General features: G+C 65.3%; 20 protein-coding genes. 10 read left to right on the top strand and 10 right to left on the bottom strand.

What is annotated here, in order from left to right; genetic code table 11:
- Positions 1–119 precede the first annotated feature (119 nt).
- The 3 genes from recF to CRO48_RS13545 are packed head-to-tail and all read left to right on the top strand — an operon-like array spanning position 120 to position 2,534.
- Positions 120–1,244: a DNA replication/repair protein RecF gene (gene recF / locus CRO48_RS13535; protein WP_097140121.1), complete on the top strand. Its 1,125-nt coding sequence runs from the start codon at positions 120–122 to the stop codon at positions 1,242–1,244.
- A gap of 22 nt (positions 1,245–1,266) precedes the next feature.
- A complete protein-coding gene (moeB, locus tag CRO48_RS13540) occupies positions 1,267–2,067 on the top strand; it encodes a molybdopterin-synthase adenylyltransferase MoeB (RefSeq protein WP_097140123.1) in 801 nt (266 codons plus the stop codon).
- Positions 2,067–2,534, top strand: coding sequence for a GNAT family N-acetyltransferase (locus tag CRO48_RS13545; protein ID WP_097140125.1), 468 nt, complete (start codon positions 2,067–2,069; stop codon positions 2,532–2,534). The genes moeB and CRO48_RS13545 overlap by 1 nt, the downstream gene beginning before the upstream one ends.
- A 28-nt stretch (positions 2,535–2,562) precedes the next feature.
- Here the strand turns inward: CRO48_RS13545 and CRO48_RS13550 are convergent, their stop codons facing one another.
- The gene (locus CRO48_RS13550; RefSeq protein WP_097140127.1) at positions 2,563–3,567 is read right to left on the bottom strand and encodes a 2-hydroxyacid dehydrogenase; all 1,005 of its coding nucleotides are present in this window, start codon (positions 3,565–3,567) and stop codon (positions 2,563–2,565) included.
- 231 nt (positions 3,568–3,798) lie between these two features.
- On the opposite strand from CRO48_RS13550, the gene CRO48_RS13555 reads away from it, so the two are divergent.
- Positions 3,799–4,293 carry an SH3 domain-containing protein gene (locus CRO48_RS13555; RefSeq protein WP_407071929.1) on the top strand — a complete coding sequence of 165 codons (495 nt, stop codon included), beginning with the start codon at positions 3,799–3,801 and terminating at the stop codon, positions 4,291–4,293.
- A 19-nt stretch (positions 4,294–4,312) separates the two neighbouring features.
- On the opposite strand, the gene CRO48_RS13560 is transcribed toward CRO48_RS13555, so the two are convergent.
- Together CRO48_RS13560 and efp are read right to left on the bottom strand one after the other, a co-directional pair.
- A complete protein-coding gene (locus tag CRO48_RS13560; protein WP_097140131.1) occupies positions 4,313–5,305 on the bottom strand; it encodes an adenosine kinase in 993 nt (330 codons plus the stop codon).
- A gap of 108 nt (positions 5,306–5,413) precedes the next feature.
- Positions 5,414–5,983, bottom strand: coding sequence for an elongation factor P (gene efp / locus CRO48_RS13565; RefSeq protein ID WP_097140133.1), 570 nt, complete (start codon positions 5,981–5,983; stop codon positions 5,414–5,416).
- Positions 5,984–6,128: 145 nt separating this feature from the next.
- Here efp and epmA point away from each other — a divergent pair, with 145 nt between their 5' ends.
- Positions 6,129–7,193, top strand: coding sequence for an EF-P lysine aminoacylase EpmA (gene epmA / locus CRO48_RS13570; protein WP_097140135.1), 1,065 nt, complete (start codon positions 6,129–6,131; stop codon positions 7,191–7,193).
- Positions 7,194–7,207: 14 nt separating this feature from the next.
- Positions 7,208–8,314, top strand: coding sequence for a lysine-2,3-aminomutase-like protein (locus CRO48_RS13575; protein ID WP_097140137.1), 1,107 nt, complete (start codon positions 7,208–7,210; stop codon positions 8,312–8,314).
- A gap of 77 nt (positions 8,315–8,391) precedes the next feature.
- Here the strand turns inward: CRO48_RS13575 and CRO48_RS13580 are convergent, their stop codons facing one another.
- Positions 8,392–10,476, bottom strand: coding sequence for a HAMP domain-containing methyl-accepting chemotaxis protein (locus CRO48_RS13580; protein WP_097140139.1), 2,085 nt, complete (start codon positions 10,474–10,476; stop codon positions 8,392–8,394).
- A 156-nt stretch (positions 10,477–10,632) separates the two neighbouring features.
- Between CRO48_RS13580 and CRO48_RS13585 the strand changes: the two genes are divergently transcribed.
- A complete protein-coding gene (locus CRO48_RS13585) occupies positions 10,633–11,346 on the top strand; it encodes a sulfate transporter family protein (protein ID WP_097140142.1) in 714 nt (237 codons plus the stop codon).
- A gap of 2 nt (positions 11,347–11,348) precedes the next feature.
- Here CRO48_RS13585 and CRO48_RS13590 read toward each other — a convergent pair whose 3' ends face one another.
- Positions 11,349–11,774, bottom strand: a complete 426-nt coding sequence (locus tag CRO48_RS13590) for a VOC family protein (protein ID WP_097140143.1) — start codon at positions 11,772–11,774, stop codon at positions 11,349–11,351.
- A gap of 82 nt (positions 11,775–11,856) precedes the next feature.
- On the opposite strand from CRO48_RS13590, the gene CRO48_RS13595 reads away from it, so the two are divergent.
- Entirely contained in the window at positions 11,857–12,432 is a 576-nt protein-coding gene (locus CRO48_RS13595; RefSeq protein WP_097140146.1) for a TetR family transcriptional regulator, read from the top strand.
- 19 nt (positions 12,433–12,451) lie between these two features.
- On the opposite strand, the gene nth is transcribed toward CRO48_RS13595, so the two are convergent.
- Complete coding sequence (nth, locus tag CRO48_RS13600; RefSeq protein WP_097140148.1) at positions 12,452–13,225, bottom strand: endonuclease III; 774 nt, start codon at positions 13,223–13,225, stop codon at positions 12,452–12,454.
- 22 nt (positions 13,226–13,247) lie between these two features.
- On the opposite strand from nth, the gene CRO48_RS13605 reads away from it, so the two are divergent.
- Together CRO48_RS13605 and CRO48_RS13610 are read left to right on the top strand one after the other, a co-directional pair.
- A complete protein-coding gene (locus tag CRO48_RS13605) occupies positions 13,248–13,763 on the top strand; it encodes a DUF2244 domain-containing protein (protein ID WP_097140150.1) in 516 nt (171 codons plus the stop codon).
- Between the two features lie 84 nt (positions 13,764–13,847).
- Positions 13,848–14,720: a methylated-DNA--[protein]-cysteine S-methyltransferase gene (locus CRO48_RS13610; RefSeq protein ID WP_097140152.1), complete on the top strand. Its 873-nt coding sequence runs from the start codon at positions 13,848–13,850 to the stop codon at positions 14,718–14,720.
- A gap of 51 nt (positions 14,721–14,771) precedes the next feature.
- On the opposite strand, the gene CRO48_RS13615 is transcribed toward CRO48_RS13610, so the two are convergent.
- The 4 genes from CRO48_RS13615 to CRO48_RS13630 form a co-directional block, all read right to left on the bottom strand.
- A complete protein-coding gene (locus CRO48_RS13615) occupies positions 14,772–15,407 on the bottom strand; it encodes a 2,3-bisphosphoglycerate-dependent phosphoglycerate mutase (protein ID WP_097140155.1) in 636 nt (211 codons plus the stop codon).
- A gap of 31 nt (positions 15,408–15,438) precedes the next feature.
- On the bottom strand, positions 15,439–16,257 hold the full coding sequence (gene dapB, locus CRO48_RS13620; protein ID WP_097140157.1) for a 4-hydroxy-tetrahydrodipicolinate reductase: 819 nt from the start codon (positions 16,255–16,257) through the stop codon (positions 15,439–15,441).
- Positions 16,254–18,068, bottom strand: coding sequence for an ABC transporter ATP-binding protein (locus CRO48_RS13625; protein WP_097140159.1), 1,815 nt, complete (start codon positions 18,066–18,068; stop codon positions 16,254–16,256). The genes dapB and CRO48_RS13625 overlap by 4 nt, the downstream gene beginning before the upstream one ends.
- A 116-nt stretch (positions 18,069–18,184) precedes the next feature.
- The gene (locus CRO48_RS13630) at positions 18,185–19,210 is read right to left on the bottom strand and encodes a glucokinase (protein WP_097140161.1); all 1,026 of its coding nucleotides are present in this window, start codon (positions 19,208–19,210) and stop codon (positions 18,185–18,187) included.
- Positions 19,211–19,258: the final 48 nt, after the last annotated feature.

Genomic DNA, 19,258 nt, shown 5'->3' on the forward strand with positions numbered 1-19,258 from the left:
GCGTTAAGGCTGAATGAACGTCGCAGCGGCAATGTATCGGATTTTGGAGAAGGTACCCCGATGGCCTTGCGTCGGTGGACGCTTCGGCATAGCTCTCTGGCGAAAGAGCCGGATGCCCGATGCCCCACAAGGTCACCATTTACAGCCTCAAGCTTCACGATTTTCGCAACTATGCGTCAGTCGCGCTCGGGCTCGATGATCGCCATGTCGTACTCACCGGCGCAAACGGTGCGGGAAAGACGAACCTCATGGAGGCCGTCTCGTTTCTTTCCCCCGGACGCGGGCTGCGTCGGGCGGCCTATGCCGACGTCGCCCGCGAGGGTGCTGCCGGCGGCTTCAGCGTCTTCGCCGCAATCGATGGAATGCAGGGCGAGGTCGAGATCGGCACGGGCACGGATACCGGCGAGGACGGGCAATCACGTCGCCTCAGGCTGAACGGGACGACGGCACGTTCGGTGGACGAGCTCCTGGACCATCTGCGCGTCGTCTGGCTGACGCCCTCCATGGACGGCCTTTTCACCGGCTCGTCCTCGGATCGCCGCCGCTTCCTCGATCGGCTCGTGCTGTCGCTCGACCCCGAACACGGACGAAGGGCCGCCGATTTCGAAAAGGCGATGCGCGGCCGCAACCGCCTGCTGTCGGAACCTCGCCCCGATGCACGCTGGCTGGACGCGCTGGAAACGCAGATGGCCGAGCTCGGAGTCGCCATGGCGCTGGCGCGCCGGGAGCTGGTCGGCCTGCTCGCCGATATCGTCGAGGCTTCCCGCGACGAAGGGCCGTTCCCGTCTTCTTCCATGACGTTGAGCGGATTCCTCGACGACCGGCTCGATCGTCCCGCCTACGAGATCGAGGAGGAATATGCTGCCCTCCTGCGCGACGGACGCTTTCGCGATGCCGCCGCCGGCCGAACGCTGGACGGCCCGCACCGCGTCGATCTCCTCATTCGCCATCGGGAAAAGAGCATGGACGCGGCCCGTTGCTCCACCGGTGAGCAGAAGGCGCTGCTGGTCGGCATGATCCTCGCCCATGCGGGTCTCGTCGCAGGCATGACCGGACATGCGCCGATACTGCTGCTGGACGAGATCACCGCCCATCTCGACGAGGGGCGGCGTGCGGCCCTGTTCGATCGGATCGACGCGCTCGGCGGGCAGGCCTTCATGACGGGAACCGATCGTGCGATGTTTGCGGCGCTCGGCGAGCGGGCGCGCCTGCTGACCGTCGAAAACGGCAGGATCGAGGGATGAAACCCAACTTCGGAGACGGCAGGTGACCGGCGACAAAACCAGGCTCGACAAGATAGCGGGTAGGGATGCACTGGCGCCAGACGAGATCGAGCGTTACCGGCGCCACATCGTTCTCTCGGAGATCGGAGGGGCAGGGCAGCAACGGTTGAAGAACGCGTCCGTTCTGGTTATTGGCGCGGGCGGTCTCGGTGCCCCCGTCCTTCAGTATCTGGCAGCGGCAGGCGTCGGCCATATCGGCATCGTCGACGACGATACCGTCTCGCTGTCGAACCTGCAGCGGCAGGTGATCCACGCGACCGGAGCGGTCGGACGGCGGAAGATCGAAAGTGCTGCGGCAGCCATCGCCGCGATCAATCCGCATGTGCGGGTCACGACCTTCGAGCGTCGGTTTACGCCCGATACCGCGCCGCAGCTTCTGGCAGGCGTCGATCTTCTGGTCGACGGGTCGGACAATTTCGAGACGCGCTATGCCGCCGCCGACGCGGCGGAGGCAGCACGGGTGCCGCTCGTCACCGGCGCGGTCGGCCGCTTCGATGGCTCGCTGACGGTGCTGAAGCCGTGGGAGGCGGATGACGACGGGCGAAGGAACCCCGGTTACCGCGACCTCTTTCCCGAAGCGCCCCCACCCGGCGTCGTTCCTTCCTGCGCCGAGGTCGGCATCGTAGGCGCGCTGACCGGCGTGATCGGCACGCTGATGGCGATGGAGACGATCAAGCTCATCACCAGCGCCGGCGAGCCTCTCGTCGGACGGCTACTGTTGTACGACGGGCTTGCGGCACGCTTCGATGTGATGCGCTACCGCCGCCGCAAGGAGGGCCGGTGATGCAGGTTCGGCGCCTGGAGCCGTCATTCGGCCGCTACGACGAACTGCTGGCGATGATACGCGCCGCCTTTGCCTACATGGACGCCCGCATCGATCCACCGTCCTCAGCCCAGCGGCTGACGCCGGCCACCCTGAAGGAAAAGGCCCTGTCCGAAATCGTCTTTCTGGCGGTCGACGACCAGAGGCTTGTGGGCTGCATCTTCTGCCGTCCGGAGCCGCAGCGCCTCTACATCGGCAAGCTTGCGGTGGTGCCGGACCGGCAGGGGGACGGCATTGGCCGCGCGCTGTTGATGGCGGCGGAGGCCGAGGCCCGCAGACTGTCGCTTCCGGCGATGCGGCTGGAGACGCGCATCGAACTCACGGAAAACCACGCGCGTTTTCACGCCATGGGCTTCGAGAAGACGGCCGAGAACCGTCATTTGGGCTTCGACCGGACGACGTCCATCGAGATGACGAAGCACCTCTGAACCTTTGACTCCGTCTGGCCGGCGCCCGTCAGGTGCGCCCGGGCAGGACCCGGTCCGGCGGTCGGTGGCCGTCGAAGAAGGTGCGGATGTTGATGACGACCTTCTCGCCCATCTCGATCCGCCCTTCCAGCGTCGCAGACCCCATATGGGGCAGCAGCACCACCTTGCCTTCGGTCGCAAGCTTGACCAGCTTCGGGTTGACGGCGGGTTCGTGTTCGAAAACGTCGAGGCCGGCGCCGGCGATCTTTCCCTCGCGGAGCGATTTTATCAGTGCCACCTCGTCGATGATCCCCCCGCGTGCGGTGTTGACGATGTAGCTCGACGGCTGCATCAGCGCCAGCCGCCGGGCGGAGAGCAAGTGGTACGTCGCAGGCGTCGAGGGGCAGTTGACAGAGACGATATCGACGCGCGCCAGCATCTGGTCCAGGCTGTCCCAGTAGGTCGCCTCGAGTGCCTCTTCCGTCGCCGTGCTTACGCGGTGGCGGTTGTGATAGTGGATCGACAGGCCGAAGGCCTTGGCGCGGCGGGCGACGGCGGTGCCGATACGGCCCATGCCGACAATCCCGAGGCGCTTGCCCCAGATCCGGTGCCCGAGCATCCAGGTGGGCGACCATCCGGCCCACTCGCCCTTGCGGTCGGTCAGAAGGTGCGCGCCCTCGGCAAGCCTTCTCGGCACCGACAGGATCAGCGCCATCGTCATGTCGGCGGTGTCCTCGGTCAAAACGTTCGGCGTGTTGGTGACGGTGATGCCGCGCCGCGCCGCCGCGTCCACGTCGATATGGTCCACACCGTTGGAGAAGCTGGCGATAAGCTTGAGCTGCGGCCCCGCCTGCTCGATCAGCGCCGCGTCGATTCGGTCCGTGACCGTCGGCACCAGCACGTCATTGCTCTTCACCGCCGCCACCAGCTCCGGCTGCGTGCGCGGCGTGTCCTCGATATTGAGCTCGGCATCGAACAGCTCGCGCATACGCGTTTCGACCACGTCGGGCAGGCGACGGGTGAGGTAGACCTTCGGCTTTTTCTTGTTCGTCATGGTCCGTTCGGCGTCCTGTTGACGGGTCCTTAACCAAGATAGGCAAGACTTGCTTCATCAAGGGCATTTTCTACCAGACCCCGTCGCGAAGACAATCCGCTCTGAAGACCGGTCGCGCGAATTGCGTGCTCCGGCCGGGGTCCGGTCACCGGATGCCTTGTCTGGCTGGAAGTGGATCACGTCATGCGTCACTTACATTCTCGCATCTGCACCGTTGTGTTGGTCGCCCTGATGGCGCTGGGATCGCAGGCAGTTTCCAACGCCTTCGCCCAGGCTGCAAAAGGTCCGAGCGGGCTGCCCCTGCCGCGTTTCGTCAGCCTCAAGGCCAAGAGCGTGAACCTGCGCGTGGGGCCGAGCGTCGATTACGCGGTCGCCTGGCGCTACATGAAATCGGGTGTCCCGGTCGAGATCATCCAGGAGTACGACAACTGGCGGCGCATCCGCGACGCGGACGGTACCGAAGGCTGGGTCAACCAGGCGCTTCTGTCCGGAGAGCGGACGGCGGTCACGGCACCCTGGATGCGCGGCAAGGGCGCCGACGTCTTCGTCAACATGCGCCGGGAGCCCCAGTCGTCGAGCGCCATCATCGCAAAGCTCGAGCCCGGCGTCGTGATCAAGGTCGGCGAATGCAATGGCGACTGGTGCAGGGCCGAAGTGGAGGGTGCCGGCGGCTGGGTTTCGCAGGCCGAAATCTGGGGCGCCTATCCCGGCGAAGCCTTCAAGTAGCGACCTCGCCGGCGGGGGCTCAGGCGAGCCCGGCCGCTGTTGCGGCCTCGGCAAGGGAAACCATCGGCCGCGGCCCGATCTGCTCGATCACGATGCCGGCGGCAAGGCTGCCGAGCCTGCCGCAGTCTTGCAGCGAGCGGCCCTGCGTATAGCCGTGCAGAAATCCCGCAGCGTAGAGATCGCCCGCCCCGGTCGTATCCACCACCGACTCGATCGCGGTGGCGTGCACCCGCACGCGCTCGCCGTCCTTCATGATGATCGAACCCTCCTCGCTCATCGTGACGATCGCCAGCCGGCAGTCCTTTTCGATCATCGACAGCGCATACTCGAAGTTCTCCGTCTCGTAGAGTGCCAGGACCTCGGCCTTGTTGGCGAACACGATGTCGACCGTTCCCGAGCGCATCAGATCCAGGAATTCGTCCCGGTAGCGATGGACGCAGAAGCTGTCGGACAGCGTCATCGACATCTCCCGCCCGTTGGCGTGGGCGATGCGGGCGCAGGCGAGAATGGCTTCCTTGGCGCGCGGAGGATCCCAGAGATAGCCCTCGAAATAGGTCACCTTGGCCGCAGCCACTACCTCTTCCTCGACGTCCTCCGGGCCAAGCTCGACGCAGGCACCGAGATAGGTGTTCATCGAGCGTTCGCCGTCCTCCGTCACGAAGATCATCGATCGCGCGGTCGGTGGAATGCGGTCGAGCGGGTTGGTCGCGAAGTGGACGCCCTGAGCGCGAATGTCGTGGGTGAAGATGTCGCCCAACTGGTCCCTGGCCACCTTGCCGAAATAGGCCGCGCGCCCGCCGAAGCTGGCAATGCCGGCGGCGGTGTTGCCGGCGCTGCCGCCCGAGGCCTCCACCGCCGGTCCCATCCGCGAATAGAGCAGCTCAGCGCGCTCGGCGTCGATGAGGTTCATCGCGCCCTTGATGATGTCGTTGTCGGTGAGGAAAGTTTCGTCGCAGCGGGCGATGATGTCGACGATCGCGTTGCCGACCGTCAGCACGTCGAATTGGGTCATGCGGTTTATCCGTCTCGAAAGGTAAGAGCCGGTTACCGGTCTTAGCGGATTTTCGACGGATTGTAAGGGGTGCCGCCCGAAGGTTGCCCGTCGGGCGGCGAAATATCGTCAGTCCTTGGCGCGCTCGACGTAGGAGCCGTCCTCGGTGGCGATCACGACGCGGGTGCCAGCCTGGATGTGCGGCGGAACGAGCGTGCGCACGCCGTTGGACAGCATGGCGGGCTTGTAGGAGGAGGATGCCGTCTGGCCCTTCACGACCGGCTCGGTCTCGGTGATCTCCAGCGTGACGTGACGCGGCAGGTCGAGCGCGATCGCCACGCCCTCATGCGTCGACAGGATCACGGCCATGCCCTCCTGCAGGTAGGCCTTGGCATCGCCGACGTCGTCCGCCGACATCGTCAGCTGGTCGTAGCTCTCCGGGTTCATGAAGTGAAACCCGTCGCCGTCTTCGTAAAGGAAGGTGTGCTCGCGGTCTTCGACATGGGCGCGCTCGACCTGTTCGGTCGTGCGGTAGCGCTCCGATACCTTCACGCCGTCGGAGATGCGGCGCATGTCGACCTGTGTGACCGGCGTGCCCTTGCCCGGGTGGAAGTTCTGTGCCGTCAGAACCACGTAGAGTTTGCCGTCGACGTCGAGCACGTTGCCCTTGCGGACGGAAGAAGCGATGATCTTTGCCATAAGACTTCCTTGTATCTGGAGCGGCCGCGTCGTAGAGGACGCAGCAAGTGTCATCCCCGGACCGCAGAAAGCGGGATCGGGCCGCAACTACCCTAAATTCCGGTAAAAGGCCAGCGCGTCCGCCGGAATCTGATAGAAACTTGCCATGACCGTGAAGACCTCCGCCCCATCCCCCTGGTGGACGCCCGACGTCCATGCCGACCGCCGTCCGTTCCTGCTCGCGCGCAACCGTGTCCAGGCGGCGTTGCGAGGCTTCTTCGCAGAGCGCGACTTCATCGAGGTCGATACGGCGACGTTGCAGGTATCGCCGGGAAACGAGGCGCATCTGCATGCCTTTCGCACGGAGGCGATCGGCCATTCGGGCGCGGCGACGCAGCTTTATCTGCACACCTCGCCGGAGTTCGCCTGCAAGAAGCTGCTCTCTGCGGGTGAGAAGCGCATCGCCTGCTTCGCCCACGTCTATCGCAACCGCGAGCGCGGCCCCCTCCACCATCCGGAATTCACCATGCTGGAATGGTACCGGGCCGGGGAGAGCTATGAGGCGCTGATGGACGACTGTGCCGATATCCTGGCGCTGGCGGCCCGAACGGCGGGGGCCGACCGGCTCGCCCATCGCGGCCGTACATGCGATCCGTTTGCCGTGCCCGAACGTCTGACGGTTGCGGACGCCTTCGAGCGCCATGCCGGCATCGACCTTTTGGCGACGATCGCCTCGGACGGGGCGACGGACCGCCAGGGACTGGCTCAGGCGATGGCCGAAAGCGGCATGCGCGTTGCCGAAGACGATACCTGGGCAGATCTCTTCAGCCGCGTCTTGGTCGAGCGCGTCGAGCCGAAACTGGGGTTCGATCGCGCCACGGTCCTCTGCGAGTATCCGGTTGCCGAGGCCGCGCTGGCGCGGCCTTCGCCGCGCGATCCGCGGGTTGCCGAACGCTTCGAGCTCTATGCCTGCGGCGTCGAACTCGCCAATGCCTTCGGCGAGCTTACGGATGCAGCCGAACAGCGCCGCCGTTTCGGTCTGGAGATGGCGGAGAAGCAGCGCGTCTACGGCGAGCGCTATCCGCTGGACGAGGATTTTCTCGCAGCACTCGCAAACATGCCGGAGGCGAGCGGCATCGCGCTCGGCTTCGACCGTCTGGTGATGCTCGTGACGGGCGCTTCGCGCATCGACCAGGTGATCTGGGCGCCGGTTTCGGAGACCGCGTTGTGAGCGGGGCCGCGCGAATGATCCCGGCCGGGTCCGTCGCGTCGATTGGCGCGAGGACATTGCGCTCCGTTGCGGAACTGGACGACGCACTGCTTCTGCCGCCGGATGCCAGGGCCGAAGATCTCGCCCGCGTCGGCGAGCGCTATGCGGTGGCCGTAACGCCCGCCATGGCAGCGCTGATCGATCCGAACGATCCGTCCGATCCGATCGCGCGCCAGTTCATACCGGATGTCGCGGAGCTTGAGGCACTGCCCGGGGAACAGTCCGACCCGATCGGTGACCTGGCGCACAGTCCCGTGCCGGGCATCGTCCATCGCTATCCGGACCGGGTGCTGCTGAAGGCGGTGCATGTTTGCCCGGTCTACTGCCGGTTCTGTTTCCGACGCGAGATGGTCGGCCCTGCCGGCCTCGGAACGCTGACGACGGAGGAACTGGATCGGGCGATCGATTATATTGCCGGACGTCCGGAGATCTGGGAGGTGATCCTCACCGGCGGCGATCCGCTTGTGCTCTCGCCCCGCAGGCTGCGGGAGATCACGCAGCGGCTGGCGGCGATCGGCCACGTCAGGGTCGTGCGCTTCCATACGCGCGTGCCCGTCGTCGATCCAGACAAGGTGGATGCGGGTCTCGTCGACGCGTTGAAGGCGTCGGGAAAGACCACCTACGTGGCCCTGCATGCCAACCATCCGCGCGAACTGACGGCGGATGCGCGTGCTGCCTGCGCCCGCCTGATCGATGCCGGCATCGCCATGATCAGCCAGACTGTCCTTTTGAAGGGCGTCAACGACGATGCCGATGTCCTGACGGCGTTGATGCGCGCTTTTGTCGAGAACCGGATTCGGCCCTACTACCTTCATCACCCGGATCTGGCGCCCGGCACGAGCCATTTCCGCCTCGGTCTCGACGAGGGCCGGGCGCTGGTCGAGCAGATGCGCGGCCGCATATCCGGCCTGTGCCAGCCGACCTACATCCTCGATATACCGGGCGGCTACGGCAAGGTTCCGGTGCTCTCGCCAGCGGTTCGCGAAGGCGACGACGGTTGCTTCCGCATCCGCGACTATCGCGGCGGCGAGCATATCTATCCGCCGCCGGCCGAAAGTTCCGTCGCCAACGAGAAGGGCTGAGGGGCGGCGAGAGGCGTTCGTCCGGAACGATCTTTCCGACCTTCCAACGGCACTGGCTCAGGCCAGCGGCCACGGGATCAGAATTCCTCCCAGTCGCCGTCCTTGCTCTGCGACTTGGCGCCGAGAGCGCCCATCAGTTTCTGTTTCAGGAGGTGCGCCGGCGAGGCGACGGCTTTCGACGTCTCGCTGGCTGCCTTGACGTTCCACTGGCCAGCGGATTTGCGCGGAAGCCTGGTAACCGTGCCGGACGGCGCGGCAGGTGGCGCGGAGGTGTACGATGCGTCCGGCTCGCGTTGCGTCGTTGCCGATCGCGGCGCCGGTGTCCCCTCCGATCCGGCGGCCTGCAGGCCCGGCGAACGGGAAGGCTGGCTGATGGCGTTGCCGACGTTGAAACGGCCGATCAGGCCATTGAGCGCCTGAACGTCGTTGGCAAGGCCGTGGCTGGCGGCGGTTGTCTCTTCCACCATGGCGGCGTTCTGCTGCGTTCCCTGATCCATGTTGCCTACGGCCGTATTGATCTCCGACAGGCCCAGCGCCTGTTCGCGGGCGGCCTGCACGATTGCCTGCACATGGCCGTTGATCTCCTGAACCTGGGTCACGATCGCCTGCAGCGCCGTACCGGTCTCGGCGACAAGCGCCACGCCGCTGCCCACATGTTCGCCGGAGGCGCCGACAAGGGCCTTGATCTCGCGGGCGGCTTTGGCCGAGCGCTGGGCGAGTTCGCGCACTTCCTGCGCCACGACGGCAAAGCCCTTGCCGGCTTCGCCGGCGCGTGCGGCCTCGACGCCGGCGTTCAGGGCCAGCAGGTTGGTCTGGAAGGCGATGTCGTCGATCACGCCGATGATGTTGCCAATCTCGCCGGAGGAGCGCTCGATCTGCTGCATGGCGGCGATCGCACGGTGGACGATCTCGCCCGACCGTTCCGCGCCCTGGCGCGTACGGGCCACGAGCGCCCCGGCTTCCTCGGCGCGCCGCGTCGAATCCTTCACCGTGGTGGTGATCTGTTCCAGGGCCGCCGCCGTCTCCTCCACCGAGGCCGCCTGGTTTTCCGTCCGCCGCGCCAGCGAATCGGCAGCTGCGCGGATCTCCCGGGCGCTGGCGTCGATCGCCCTGGCATTGTCGCCGACCTCGCACAGCGCCTCGCGCAGGTGCGACACCGACGTATTGAAGTCCTGGCGCAGCCGGTCGAGGTCACCTTCGAAGGGCGTTTCGATCGAAGACGTCATGTCGCCGGCTGCAAGACGGCCAAGGGCCGCGCCGAGCGTGGCAACGGCGGCCTGCACCTTGCCGCTCTCGCGGTTGCGTTCCGCGTCGCGCGCCATGCGCTCGCCCTCGGCGATCGCGCGGTCGGACGTGGCCTGCCGCTCGAGCCGCATCCGCTCCGCCGCATTGTCGCGGAAGACGGCGACGGCCGCCGCCATCTCGCCGATCTCGTCGCGCCGCTCCGCGTAGGGAATTTCCTGCCCGATATTGCCGTCGGCAACTCTGTTCATCGCGGCAGAAATGCCTCCGAGCGGGCGAACGACCCGGCGCTGCACGACGAAGATGGCGGCGATCGCGAGGCCGACCGAAAGCAGGAGGGATGCAATGGTCAGACGATAGGCGGAATCCTGCTCCGCCTGGGCTGCATCGATCGCCGCGGCCGTCGAGGTCTGGTTGGCGGCGATCAGGCTCTTCAGCGCGGTCTCGATGCTGTCGGCCTGCTGCTGCATCGGACCGTGGAATATCTCAAGCGCCGGCCCCTTGGCGGCAATGGCGGAGAACTGCTTCAGTTTCTCGGATTCGGCCAGGTAGGCGGCCAGGCTTGCCTTGATGGTGGCGACGGTTGCCGTGGCTTCCGCGGCGTCGGAGATGCTCGCCGCATAAGCGTCGATCCGCTTGCCGAGTGCATCGGCGCGCTCCGTGATCTGCGCCTCGATTGCGGTGAGTTCGTCCGGATCCATCGAAAGGAGATGGGCCGAATAGGTCCCGCTCAATTCCGAGAAGGCGTTGCTGATTTGCAGGATTTCGCTCATCTGGGGCATGCGCTCCATGCCGATCCGCTCGAACTGGCCCGTGATCGTGGACAGCGAGCGGAACGCGACGGCGCCTTGCAGCGCTCCCAGAAGCACCATCAGGACGAAAAGGGTTGGAAGCAGTCTGCTGATCCGGACGGCACGCATGTTAAAGTTCCCAAAGTATTTATTGTGATCCCAGTACTTTCGCGCCGGGAGTCTAGTGTCGGGCGTTTAATGGGGCCTTAATGAGGGTTGCCAAACCCTGCCTTGCGGGACGGTCGCCCACACCCTACATCGCTTCAGCAAAAAGGGAGTAGCAGCATGATCCTCGACGCGGCGCGGCTGGCGCTGGCCAATCTTCTGGCACCGGAAACGCGGCGTGTTTTCTGGAAGGTTCTCGGACTGACGATCTTCGTCCTTGCGGTGCTGTGGTTCTCCCTGCGCGAGAGCTTCATCGCCTGGGTGCTGCCGTGGTTTGCCGGCTACATGCCGGCCATGCCTGACTGGGGGGTATGGCTGACATTCGTCTTTGGCATCGTGGCGAGCATCGGCCTTGCGCTGTCGATGGCGCTTCTGCTGGCTCCGGTCACCGCCGTCATTGCCGGCTTCTTCCTCGACGACGTGGCCGAGGTCGTGGAAAGGCGCGACTATCCCGCCGACCGGCCCGGCCGGGCCTTGCCGCTCGGTGCGGCGATCGCCGGATCGTTGAAGTTTCTGGGTGTGGTGCTGGCCGGCAACCTCGTCGCCCTGCTCCTGCTTTTCATTCCCGGCATCAACCTGATCGCGTTCTTCCTGGTCAACGGCTACCTGCTTGGGCGCGAGTTCTTCGAATTCGCCGCCATGCGCTTCCGCTCGCCGGAAGAGGCGCGCCTGTTCCGCGCCAAGCACGCCTCCACGGTCTTTCTGGCCGGCCTCGTCGTCGCGGCATTTCTCGCCGTGCCGATCGTCAACCTGCTGACGCCGCTCTTCGCCGCCGGCCTCATGGTTCATCTGCACAAGCTGCTTTCGCGCGAAGATCCTGGCTTTCGCGGCTGACGCTACTTCGGCAATGCCGCCGGATCGTAGTGGCCCGCGAACGCCGCGCTGGGCGGGATCGGCTTGATGACGTCGATCAGCACGCCATTCGGATCGGCGGTGATGAAGTGCCGCTGGCCGAAGGCTTCGTCACAGATGTCCTTCAGGATCGGGAGGCCGGCGGCGCGGCAGGCAACGTATACCGCATCCACGTCATCGACTTCAAAATTGAGAAGGATGCCCGAGGCCTTACCCCGTCCGGACAGCGGGATCGTCTCGTGCTGGCCGTCCAGGACCGCAAGCGTCACATGCTCGTCCTCGATCGATTGCAGGTGAACGTACCAGTCGCTTGAGAAGAGGGGCGTGAAACGGAAATGCTCGCGGTAGAATGCCGCGGTTCCGGGCACGTCGTCGGTCATGATGACGGGATAGTAGCTCGTGCATTTCATCACTTTCCCCTTCTTGATGGGTAACGTACAATCTGTATGTCTTTATTTAACATACATGCAGACTGTATGTAAAGGAGGGGCTGTGAGCCGCAGCAACAGGGACCGGACGGAGGCGACGCGCGCCGCGCTCATCGATGCCGCGCGCAGGCTTTTCGTGGAAAAGGGATATGCCGAGACGGCCACGCCCGACATCGTCGCCGCAGCCGGTGTCACCCGGGGCGCGCTCTATCATCATTTCGAGGACAAGAAGGCGTTGTTCCTCGCTGTCGTCGAACGGGAGGCTGCCAGGGTTGCGGCGGAGATCGAGGCGTCGTCTGCGACGGCCGGCGACGCGCGCGCAGCCCTTCTTGCCGGTGCGCGCGGATATTTCGACGCGATGTCGGTCGAGGGGCGCACGCGCCTCTTGCTGCTGGAAGCGCCGGCCGTACTCGGCGCGGCGGCCGTCGCCGCCCTCGACCGCGACAATGCGGAAGGGGCGTTGCGCATCGGCCTGACGGCGCTGCTGCAGCACCAGGAGGGCCGGATCCCTCTCGTGGAGCAACTGACGGCATTGCTATCGTCGGCGTTCGACCGCGCGGCGCTCGAGATTGCCGCCGGCGGCAAGCGCTCCCACTTCGAGGCGGCGATCGCGGAAGTGCTGGACGGGCTTTCGGCCTGATCGATCGGGACAGGCTGCTCTACTGCGCCGCGACGATCGCCTGCGGCGGCAGTTCCACGAGAGGTGCGGGAATGTCGCAGGTCTTCTCTGCAGACTTGCAGATGTCGGCGATGACGCAACGTTCGCATTCAGGCTTTCGCGCCTTGCAGACATAGCGGCCGTGCAGGATCAGCCAGTGGTGGGCGTGGTAGAGATATTCGCCCGGCACGATCTTCATCAGATGATCTTCGACTTCGTCCGGGGTCTTGCCCGGTGCCAGACAGATCCGGTTGGCGATGCGGAAGATGTGGGTATCGACCGCCATCGTCGCCTGGCCGAACGCCATGGACAGCACCACGTTCGCCGTCTTGCGGCCGACGCCCGGCAGCGTCACCAGTTCCTCGCGCGTGCGCGGTACCTCGCCGCCGAATTCTTCGACGAGCTTCCGGCTCAGCGCGATCACGTTTTTGGCCTTGTTGCGATAGAGCCCGATCGTCTTGATGTAGTCGCGCACCTTGTCCTCGCCGACCGCGAGCATCTTTTCCGGCGTATCGGCAACCTTGAAGAGCGCCCGCGTCGCCTTGTTGACGCCGGCATCGGTCGCCTGCGCCGAAAGGGCGACGGCAACGACGAGCGTGAACGGGTTGACGTGCTCCAGTTCGCCCTTGGGCTCCGGCCTTTGGATGGAGAAGCGCCGGAAGATCTCGCGCACCTCTTCGCGCGAGTACGCCGTCCTCGGCCTCCTGCTGACGCGCTTCGGAGCTGAGCGCGACGCTGGCGCAGCGACGATCGATTTCGGTTTCGCCTTCTTCATGCTGCCTCTATAGTCAGTGGTCATGAGCGATGGCAACGACGATATCAGCCTGGATGACCGGCCCCTGAATGATCGGCCCGTGTTCTTCGCCGAACTCAGGCCGCATCGTTCGCTGGGCCAGCGCGGCCATTTCGTCTTCTTTCTCGTCGCGGGAATGCTGACCGTGGCGCATATGGCCATCTTCCTGATCTCCGGCGCCTGGCCGATCGTGATGTTCTTCGGCGTGGACTTTCTGATCCTGTTCGGTGCGTTCTGGCTCAACAATCGCGCTGCCCGGGCATGCGAACTGGTCGAAGTCTCGCGTACCAGCATCTCGATCCGCAAGCGCGCCCCGTCCGGCTGCGAGACCGCGCATGAGTTCAATCCTTTCTGGGCGCGCTTCCAGGTTTCCCGCAAGGAGGAGATCGGAATTACGGACATGTCGGTCAGCGGTCAGGGCAGGCGCACCGACGTCGGGTCCTTTCTCCATCTCGACGACCGCGAACGCTTTGCTTCAACCTTTGCCGGCGCGCTGGCCCGCGTGAAGCGCGGGCTCTGACGACCGAGGCGGGTTCTTGCGGGGCAAGTTTCGGGTGGCGCTGTGGCTGGCGGCGTGTTTTCCTGCTGCCACAGGAGACGAACGATGAACATGACCGCCACACTGAAGTCCGACATCACCCCGCAAGGGGCGGACTACGAAACTGTCCGGCAGGTGATCGAGCTGATCACCGAGGACTATCGCGACCAGCCGTCGCTCGAGGATATCGCGGCCCGGCTGAAGCAGCCGCCGACGCAGTTGCAGAAGACGTTTACCCGCTGGGCCGGCCTTTCTCCGAAGGCGTTTCTGCAGGCGGTGACCTTGGACCACGCCAAGCGCCTCCTTCGCCAGGAATCGATGCCGCTTCTGGAAACGAGCATCGAGATAGGCCTGTCCGGTCCCGGCCGCCTGCATGATCTCTTCGTCACCCACGAAGCCATGTCGCCGGGCGAATGGAAGGCGCGCGGCGCCGGTCTGACGATCCGCTATGGCTTCCATCCTTCGCCCTTCGGCCAAGCCCTGGTGATGGCCACCGAGCGCGGGCTTGCCGGCCTGGCATTCGCAGACGACGGCAACGAGCAGGCCTGTCTCGACGACATGACCTGCCGTTGGCCCAACGCGACCTATGTCCGCGACCAGGAAGCAACCGCCCCCTATGCCGCGCGGATTTTCGATCCCGGGCGTTGGCGTCCGGAGGAGCCGTTGCGCATCGTGCTTATCGGGTCCGACTTCCAGGTCCGCGTCTGGCAGGCGCTGTTGCGCATTCCGATGGGCAAGGCCGTGACCTATTCGGATATCGCCGGAGAACTCGGCCAGCCCACCGCCTCGCGGGCGGTCGGCGCCGCGGTGGGGCGCAACCCGATCTCCTTCGTCGTGCCCTGCCATCGCGCGCTCGGCAAGAGCGGTGCGCTGACCGGATATCACTGGGGCCTCACCCGCAAGCGTGCCATGCTCGGCTGGGAAGCGGGCAAGGCGTGATACAAAAAGGGCCGCGCAAGCGGCCCTTTCGTCTGATCTTCGTCGTTGCGCTCAGTGCGCGCCGGACATGTCGCCGAGCACTTCCTTGGAGGCGACGGTCGAATCCGCGTTCAACCGATAGACCATCGGCACGCCGGTTGCGAGGTTGAGGTCCAGCACCTGCTCCTTCGTCAGCCGGTCGAGCACCATCACGAGCGCACGCAGCGAGTTGCCGTGGGCGGCGACCAGCACCGTCTGCCCTGCAAGCACACGCGGCAGGATGTCGGTCAGGTAATAGGGCCAGACGCGGGCGCCGGTGTCGCGCAGGCTTTCGCCGCCCGGCGGCGGAACATCGTAGGAGCGGCGCCAGATGTGCACCTGCTCCTCGCCCCACTTGGCGCGGGCGTCGTCCTTGTTGAGGCCGGAGAGGTCGCCGTAGTCGCGCTCGTTCAGCGCCTGGTTGCGGATTGTCTCCAGGTCTGGCTGGCCGACATTGTCGAGCACGATCTGGCAGGTCTTCTGCGCGCGGGAAAGATCGGATGTAAAGGCGATGTCGAACTTGATGCCGGTATCGGCCAGCGCCTTGCCTCCGGCATTGGCTTCCTCGACGCCAAGCGGCGTCAGGTCCGGATCCTTCCAGCCGGTGAACAGGTTCTTCAGGTTCCATTCGCTCTGGCCGTGGCGAACAAGGACAAGGGTTCCGCTCATGTGGTCTTCGCTCCTCGCGTTGGGATTGGGGTCAGTTCAGCCCGAGCACGTCGAGCATTGAATAGCGTCCGGGTTTCTTGTCGCGCGCCCACAAGGCAGCCTTGACGGCACCGCGCGCGAAGATCGAACGGTCGATCGCACTATGGGAAAGGGTGACGGTCTCGCCCTCGCCGGCCAGCAGCACCGAGTGCTCGCCGATCACCGAGCCGCCGCGCAGGGTGGCGAAGCCGATCGTGCCGGAAACACGGGCCCCGGTGTGTCCGTCGCGGACCCGGACGGCGTTTTCGGCAAGCGGGATGCCGCGGCCCTGAGCGGCGGCCTCGCCGAGCAGGAGTGCAGTGCCGGAAGGCGCATCGACCTTGTGGCGATGATGCATTTCCACGATCTCGATGTCCCAGTCGGTCGCGTCCAGCGCCTTCGCCGCCTGCCGCGTCATCACCGAGAGAAGATTGACGCCGAGGCTCATGTTGCCGGACTTGACGACACGGGCATGGCGGGCGGCAGCCCCAATTCTGTCCTCGTCCTCCGCGGAGCAACCGGTCGTTCCGATGACGTGGACGATCCGCGCCTGTGCGGCGAGCCCAGCGAACTCGACGGTGATGTCGGGCTTTGTGAAGTCGAGCACGCCTTCGGCCTCGACGAAGGCCTCGAGCGGCTGGTCCGTCACGGGGATGCCGATCGGCCCCAGGCCCGCCAGTTCGCCTGCGTCCTTGCCGACAAAGGGAGAACCGGGGCGGACGACGGCTGCATGCAGCTTTGCGCCATCCATCGCATGGACGGTTCTGATCAGCGCCTGGCCCATGCGGCCGCTCGCTCCGACCACGACAAGCTTCATGTCCGCTGCCGTCATTCTCCCGCTTCCTTCTCGTTTTCCTGCATTGGGACGCCCGGTGCCTGCAGGTTGTGCAGGCGAGCGTAGAGACCGTCGATCCGCCCTGCAAGGATGTCATGGGTGCCCTCTTCGGCGACCGTCCCGCTCTGCATGACGATGATCTTGTCGGCGTTGACGACGGTCGACAGGCGATGGGCGATCACCACCACCGTCCGGCCGCTCATGGCGTGCTCCAGCGCCTTCTGCACGGCCTGTTCGGATTCGGTGTCGAGTGCCGAGGTCGCCTCGTCGAGCAGCAGGATCGGCGCGTTGCGCACCAGCGCGCGGGCGATCGACAGCCGCTGGCGCTGGCCGCCGGAGAGCGTCACGCCGTTTTCGCCGACCGGCGTCTCGTATCCCTGTGGCTGATCGAGGATGAAGTCATGCGCGTAGGCGAGCCTGGCGGCTTCCTCGACCTCTGCATCGCTCGCCTCCGGGCGGCCGTAACGGATGTTGTCCCGGATCGTCCCCTCGAACAGATAGGGTTGCTGGGAGACATAGGCGAGGTTGTTGCGCAGCGATTGCTTGGTGACGTTGGCAATGTCCTGTCCGTCGATCAGGATCTGTCCCGAAGCCGGATCGTAGAAGCGCGGAATGAGGCTGATGACGGTCGACTTTCCCGCCCCCGACGGTCCGACGAGCGCGGTCGTCCTGCCGCCCTCGGCAATGAAGCTCACACCGTTGAGGATGCTCTTGCCGCCATTGGCATAGGAGAACGACACGTCGCGGAATTCGATCGTGGCCTGGGTGACAGCGAGCGGCTTGGCGTCTGGCTTGTCGCGCTGGTGCGGCTCGATGTCGAGAATCTCGTAGATCATCCGCGCATTGACCACGGCGCGCTCCATCTGCACCTGCAGCCGCGCCAGGCGCCGGGCCGGATCATAAGCCATCAGAAGCGCGGCGATGAAGGCGAAGAAGGCGCCTGGCAGAACCCCGCCATAGATCGCCTGATAGGCGGAATAGCCGAGCACGCTCGCGATCGCCACGCCCGCGAACGTTTCGGTCATCGGCGCCGTCCGCTCGGACAGCCGCGCGATCCGGTTTGAGCGCTTCTCCGCCTGGTCGATAATCGTTTCCACTTTGGAGCGGAGCTGATCCTCCATCGTGAAGGCCTTGACGATGCTGATGCCCTGGATCGTCTCCTGGATCGCGCCGAGCACGTGGCTGTTGATGACGACGGATTCGCGGGTTGCGGACTTGAGCCGCTTGGACACGTAGCGAAGGCCGAGCAGAAGCGGCGGGGCGACGAGGAAGACGATCGCCGTCAGCAGCGGGTCCTTAGAGATCATCACGCCGATCAGCGCTATCAGCGTCAGGAAATCGCGTGCGATCGACGTCACGGTCATGTTGAGGACGTCGCGGATGCCGTTGATGTTCTGGTTGATCTGTGCTGCCAGACGCGCCGAGCGTGCCTCGCTGAAGAAGCCGACGCTCAGCGACATCAGGTGCGAATAGAGCCGCCGCTGATAGTTTGCGACGATGTTGTTGCCGATTTTCGACAGGGTGACGGCCTGGCCGTAGGTGGCGAAGCCGCGCAGGATGAAGGCGATCAGGATCGCCCCGCAGATCCAGGCGACTAGGTCGGCCCTCCGGTTGGCAAACGCTTCGTTGACCACCGCTTCCATGATCCAGGCGGTGAAGGCGGTGGAGCCCGCGACGACGACGAGGCAGAAGATCGCGAAAGCATAGCCGCGAATGTGGTTGCGGCCGTTCTCCGCAATGACGCGCTTCAGAACGCCGGTGATCGTTTCGGCACTGACGTGACGATCGGTACGGCTCTTTTCGCTCAATAACCCATCTTTCCTGCAGCTGCGTAGGATGCCCGCTCCGGAGCGGGCATCTGTTGCGCCGCTCTATAGTGCCTCGCAGGCAATTTGGCGAGTCTGCCGTTGCGCAAAGCGGCCGCCTACCTTTGCCAGTGGCGCCCTTCGCTGGTGACGCCGAAGCGATCCGGCATGCGCGCGAAGGCGGCAAGTCCGGCAAGGGCCGCCATTGGATGGGTGACGACGTAGGTCGGAATTTGCCGCAGCAGCTCGCCGTGCGGGGCCTTGTCCTCGAAGGCGGCGCGGAACTCCGGCCCGCGCAACGCCGGCAGGATCTTCTGCGAGATGCCGCCGGCCAGATAGACCCCGCCCTTGGCCATGAAGATCATGGCGATGTCGCCGGCGACGCGGCCGAGATAGGTGGAAAATAGCGAGACCGTCTCCACGGCGGCCGCATCGCTACCCGTGAGCGCGGCCGAGGTCACGGCTGCGGGAACGTCGAGCGTCGCCTCCCGCGCGTCCGCAGCGCTGATGGCGCGGTAGATGTTCATGATGCCGCGGCCGCAGAGCAGTTGTTCGGCGGAGATACGGCCCTCTATCGGTTCCAGGAAGGGCCAGATCTGGTAATCGCGCTCGGTGCGCGGTCCCATGTCGATATGTCCGCCTTCGCCCGGAACCGGTATCCAGGCGTGCATGGCGTGGACGAGGCCGGCAACCCCGAGCCCGGTGCCAGGGCCGAGCACCGCGCGCGAGGCAACGGGATGTTCGTCCCCGCCGCCGATCTTCTCCCGGTCGCCGTCGGAAAGCGAGGCGACGGCCAACGCCTGTGCCTCGAAGTCGTTGACGAGCAGCACTTCCTCGAACCCGAGCTTCGCGATCATCTCGCGCGGACGCACGACCCAATCGCAATTGGTCAGCGGCACCTCGTCGCCCTCGATCGGTCCGGCCAGTGCCAGGATCGCCGAGCGCGGCTGGACCGAGGTCTTGTCGAGGATGCAGTTCTGCAGCGCATCGTCGATGTTTTCGAATTGCGCCGTCTGGATGATCGGATACTCCTTCGGCGCGGCGAAGGCGTCGAGCAGAAGCGCGAACCTGGCGTTGGTGCCGCCGATGTCTCCGATCAGGATGGGAAAGGGAAAGGCGAGCTCGCCATCGTTCGACTTTGCCATGAAACCTGTTTCTTCCTGCGGGCGCTTTTGCCGCAATCCGTTTTCGAT

Origin of the sequence: Rhizobium subbaraonis (genome assembly GCF_900220975.1) — a bacterium.
In the GTDB taxonomy this organism is placed as follows: Bacteria; Pseudomonadota; Alphaproteobacteria; order Rhizobiales; family Rhizobiaceae; genus Mycoplana; species Mycoplana subbaraonis.

What these genes read in the sequence shown, in the direction of transcription:
- CRO48_RS13610 (WP_097140152.1), top strand. Translation starts at nt 13,848, where the DNA reads ATGAACATGACCGCCACACTGAAGTCCGACATCACCCCGCAAGGGGCG.
- CRO48_RS13555 (WP_407071929.1), top strand. Translation starts at nt 3,799, where the DNA reads ATGGCGCTGGGATCGCAGGCAGTTTCCAACGCCTTCGCCCAGGCTGCA.
- CRO48_RS13575 (WP_097140137.1), top strand. Translation starts at nt 7,208, where the DNA reads ATGATCCCGGCCGGGTCCGTCGCGTCGATTGGCGCGAGGACATTGCGC.
- recF (WP_097140121.1), top strand. Translation starts at nt 120, where the DNA reads ATGCCCCACAAGGTCACCATTTACAGCCTCAAGCTTCACGATTTTCGC.
- CRO48_RS13545 (WP_097140125.1), top strand. Translation starts at nt 2,067, where the DNA reads ATGCAGGTTCGGCGCCTGGAGCCGTCATTCGGCCGCTACGACGAACTG.
- efp (WP_097140133.1), bottom strand. Translation starts at nt 5,983, where the DNA reads ATGGCAAAGATCATCGCTTCTTCCGTCCGCAAGGGCAACGTGCTCGAC.
- epmA (WP_097140135.1), top strand. Translation starts at nt 6,129, where the DNA reads ATGACCGTGAAGACCTCCGCCCCATCCCCCTGGTGGACGCCCGACGTC.
- CRO48_RS13585 (WP_097140142.1), top strand. Translation starts at nt 10,633, where the DNA reads ATGATCCTCGACGCGGCGCGGCTGGCGCTGGCCAATCTTCTGGCACCG.
- CRO48_RS13605 (WP_097140150.1), top strand. Translation starts at nt 13,248, where the DNA reads ATGAGCGATGGCAACGACGATATCAGCCTGGATGACCGGCCCCTGAAT.
- CRO48_RS13590 (WP_097140143.1), bottom strand. Translation starts at nt 11,774, where the DNA reads ATGAAATGCACGAGCTACTATCCCGTCATCATGACCGACGACGTGCCC.
- dapB (WP_097140157.1), bottom strand. Translation starts at nt 16,257, where the DNA reads ATGACGGCAGCGGACATGAAGCTTGTCGTGGTCGGAGCGAGCGGCCGC.
- CRO48_RS13630 (WP_097140161.1), bottom strand. Translation starts at nt 19,210, where the DNA reads ATGGCAAAGTCGAACGATGGCGAGCTCGCCTTTCCCTTTCCCATCCTG.
- CRO48_RS13615 (WP_097140155.1), bottom strand. Translation starts at nt 15,407, where the DNA reads ATGAGCGGAACCCTTGTCCTTGTTCGCCACGGCCAGAGCGAATGGAAC.
- CRO48_RS13550 (WP_097140127.1), bottom strand. Translation starts at nt 3,567, where the DNA reads ATGACGAACAAGAAAAAGCCGAAGGTCTACCTCACCCGTCGCCTGCCC.
- CRO48_RS13580 (WP_097140139.1), bottom strand. Translation starts at nt 10,476, where the DNA reads ATGCGTGCCGTCCGGATCAGCAGACTGCTTCCAACCCTTTTCGTCCTG.
- nth (WP_097140148.1), bottom strand. Translation starts at nt 13,225, where the DNA reads ATGAAGAAGGCGAAACCGAAATCGATCGTCGCTGCGCCAGCGTCGCGC.
- CRO48_RS13560 (WP_097140131.1), bottom strand. Translation starts at nt 5,305, where the DNA reads ATGACCCAATTCGACGTGCTGACGGTCGGCAACGCGATCGTCGACATC.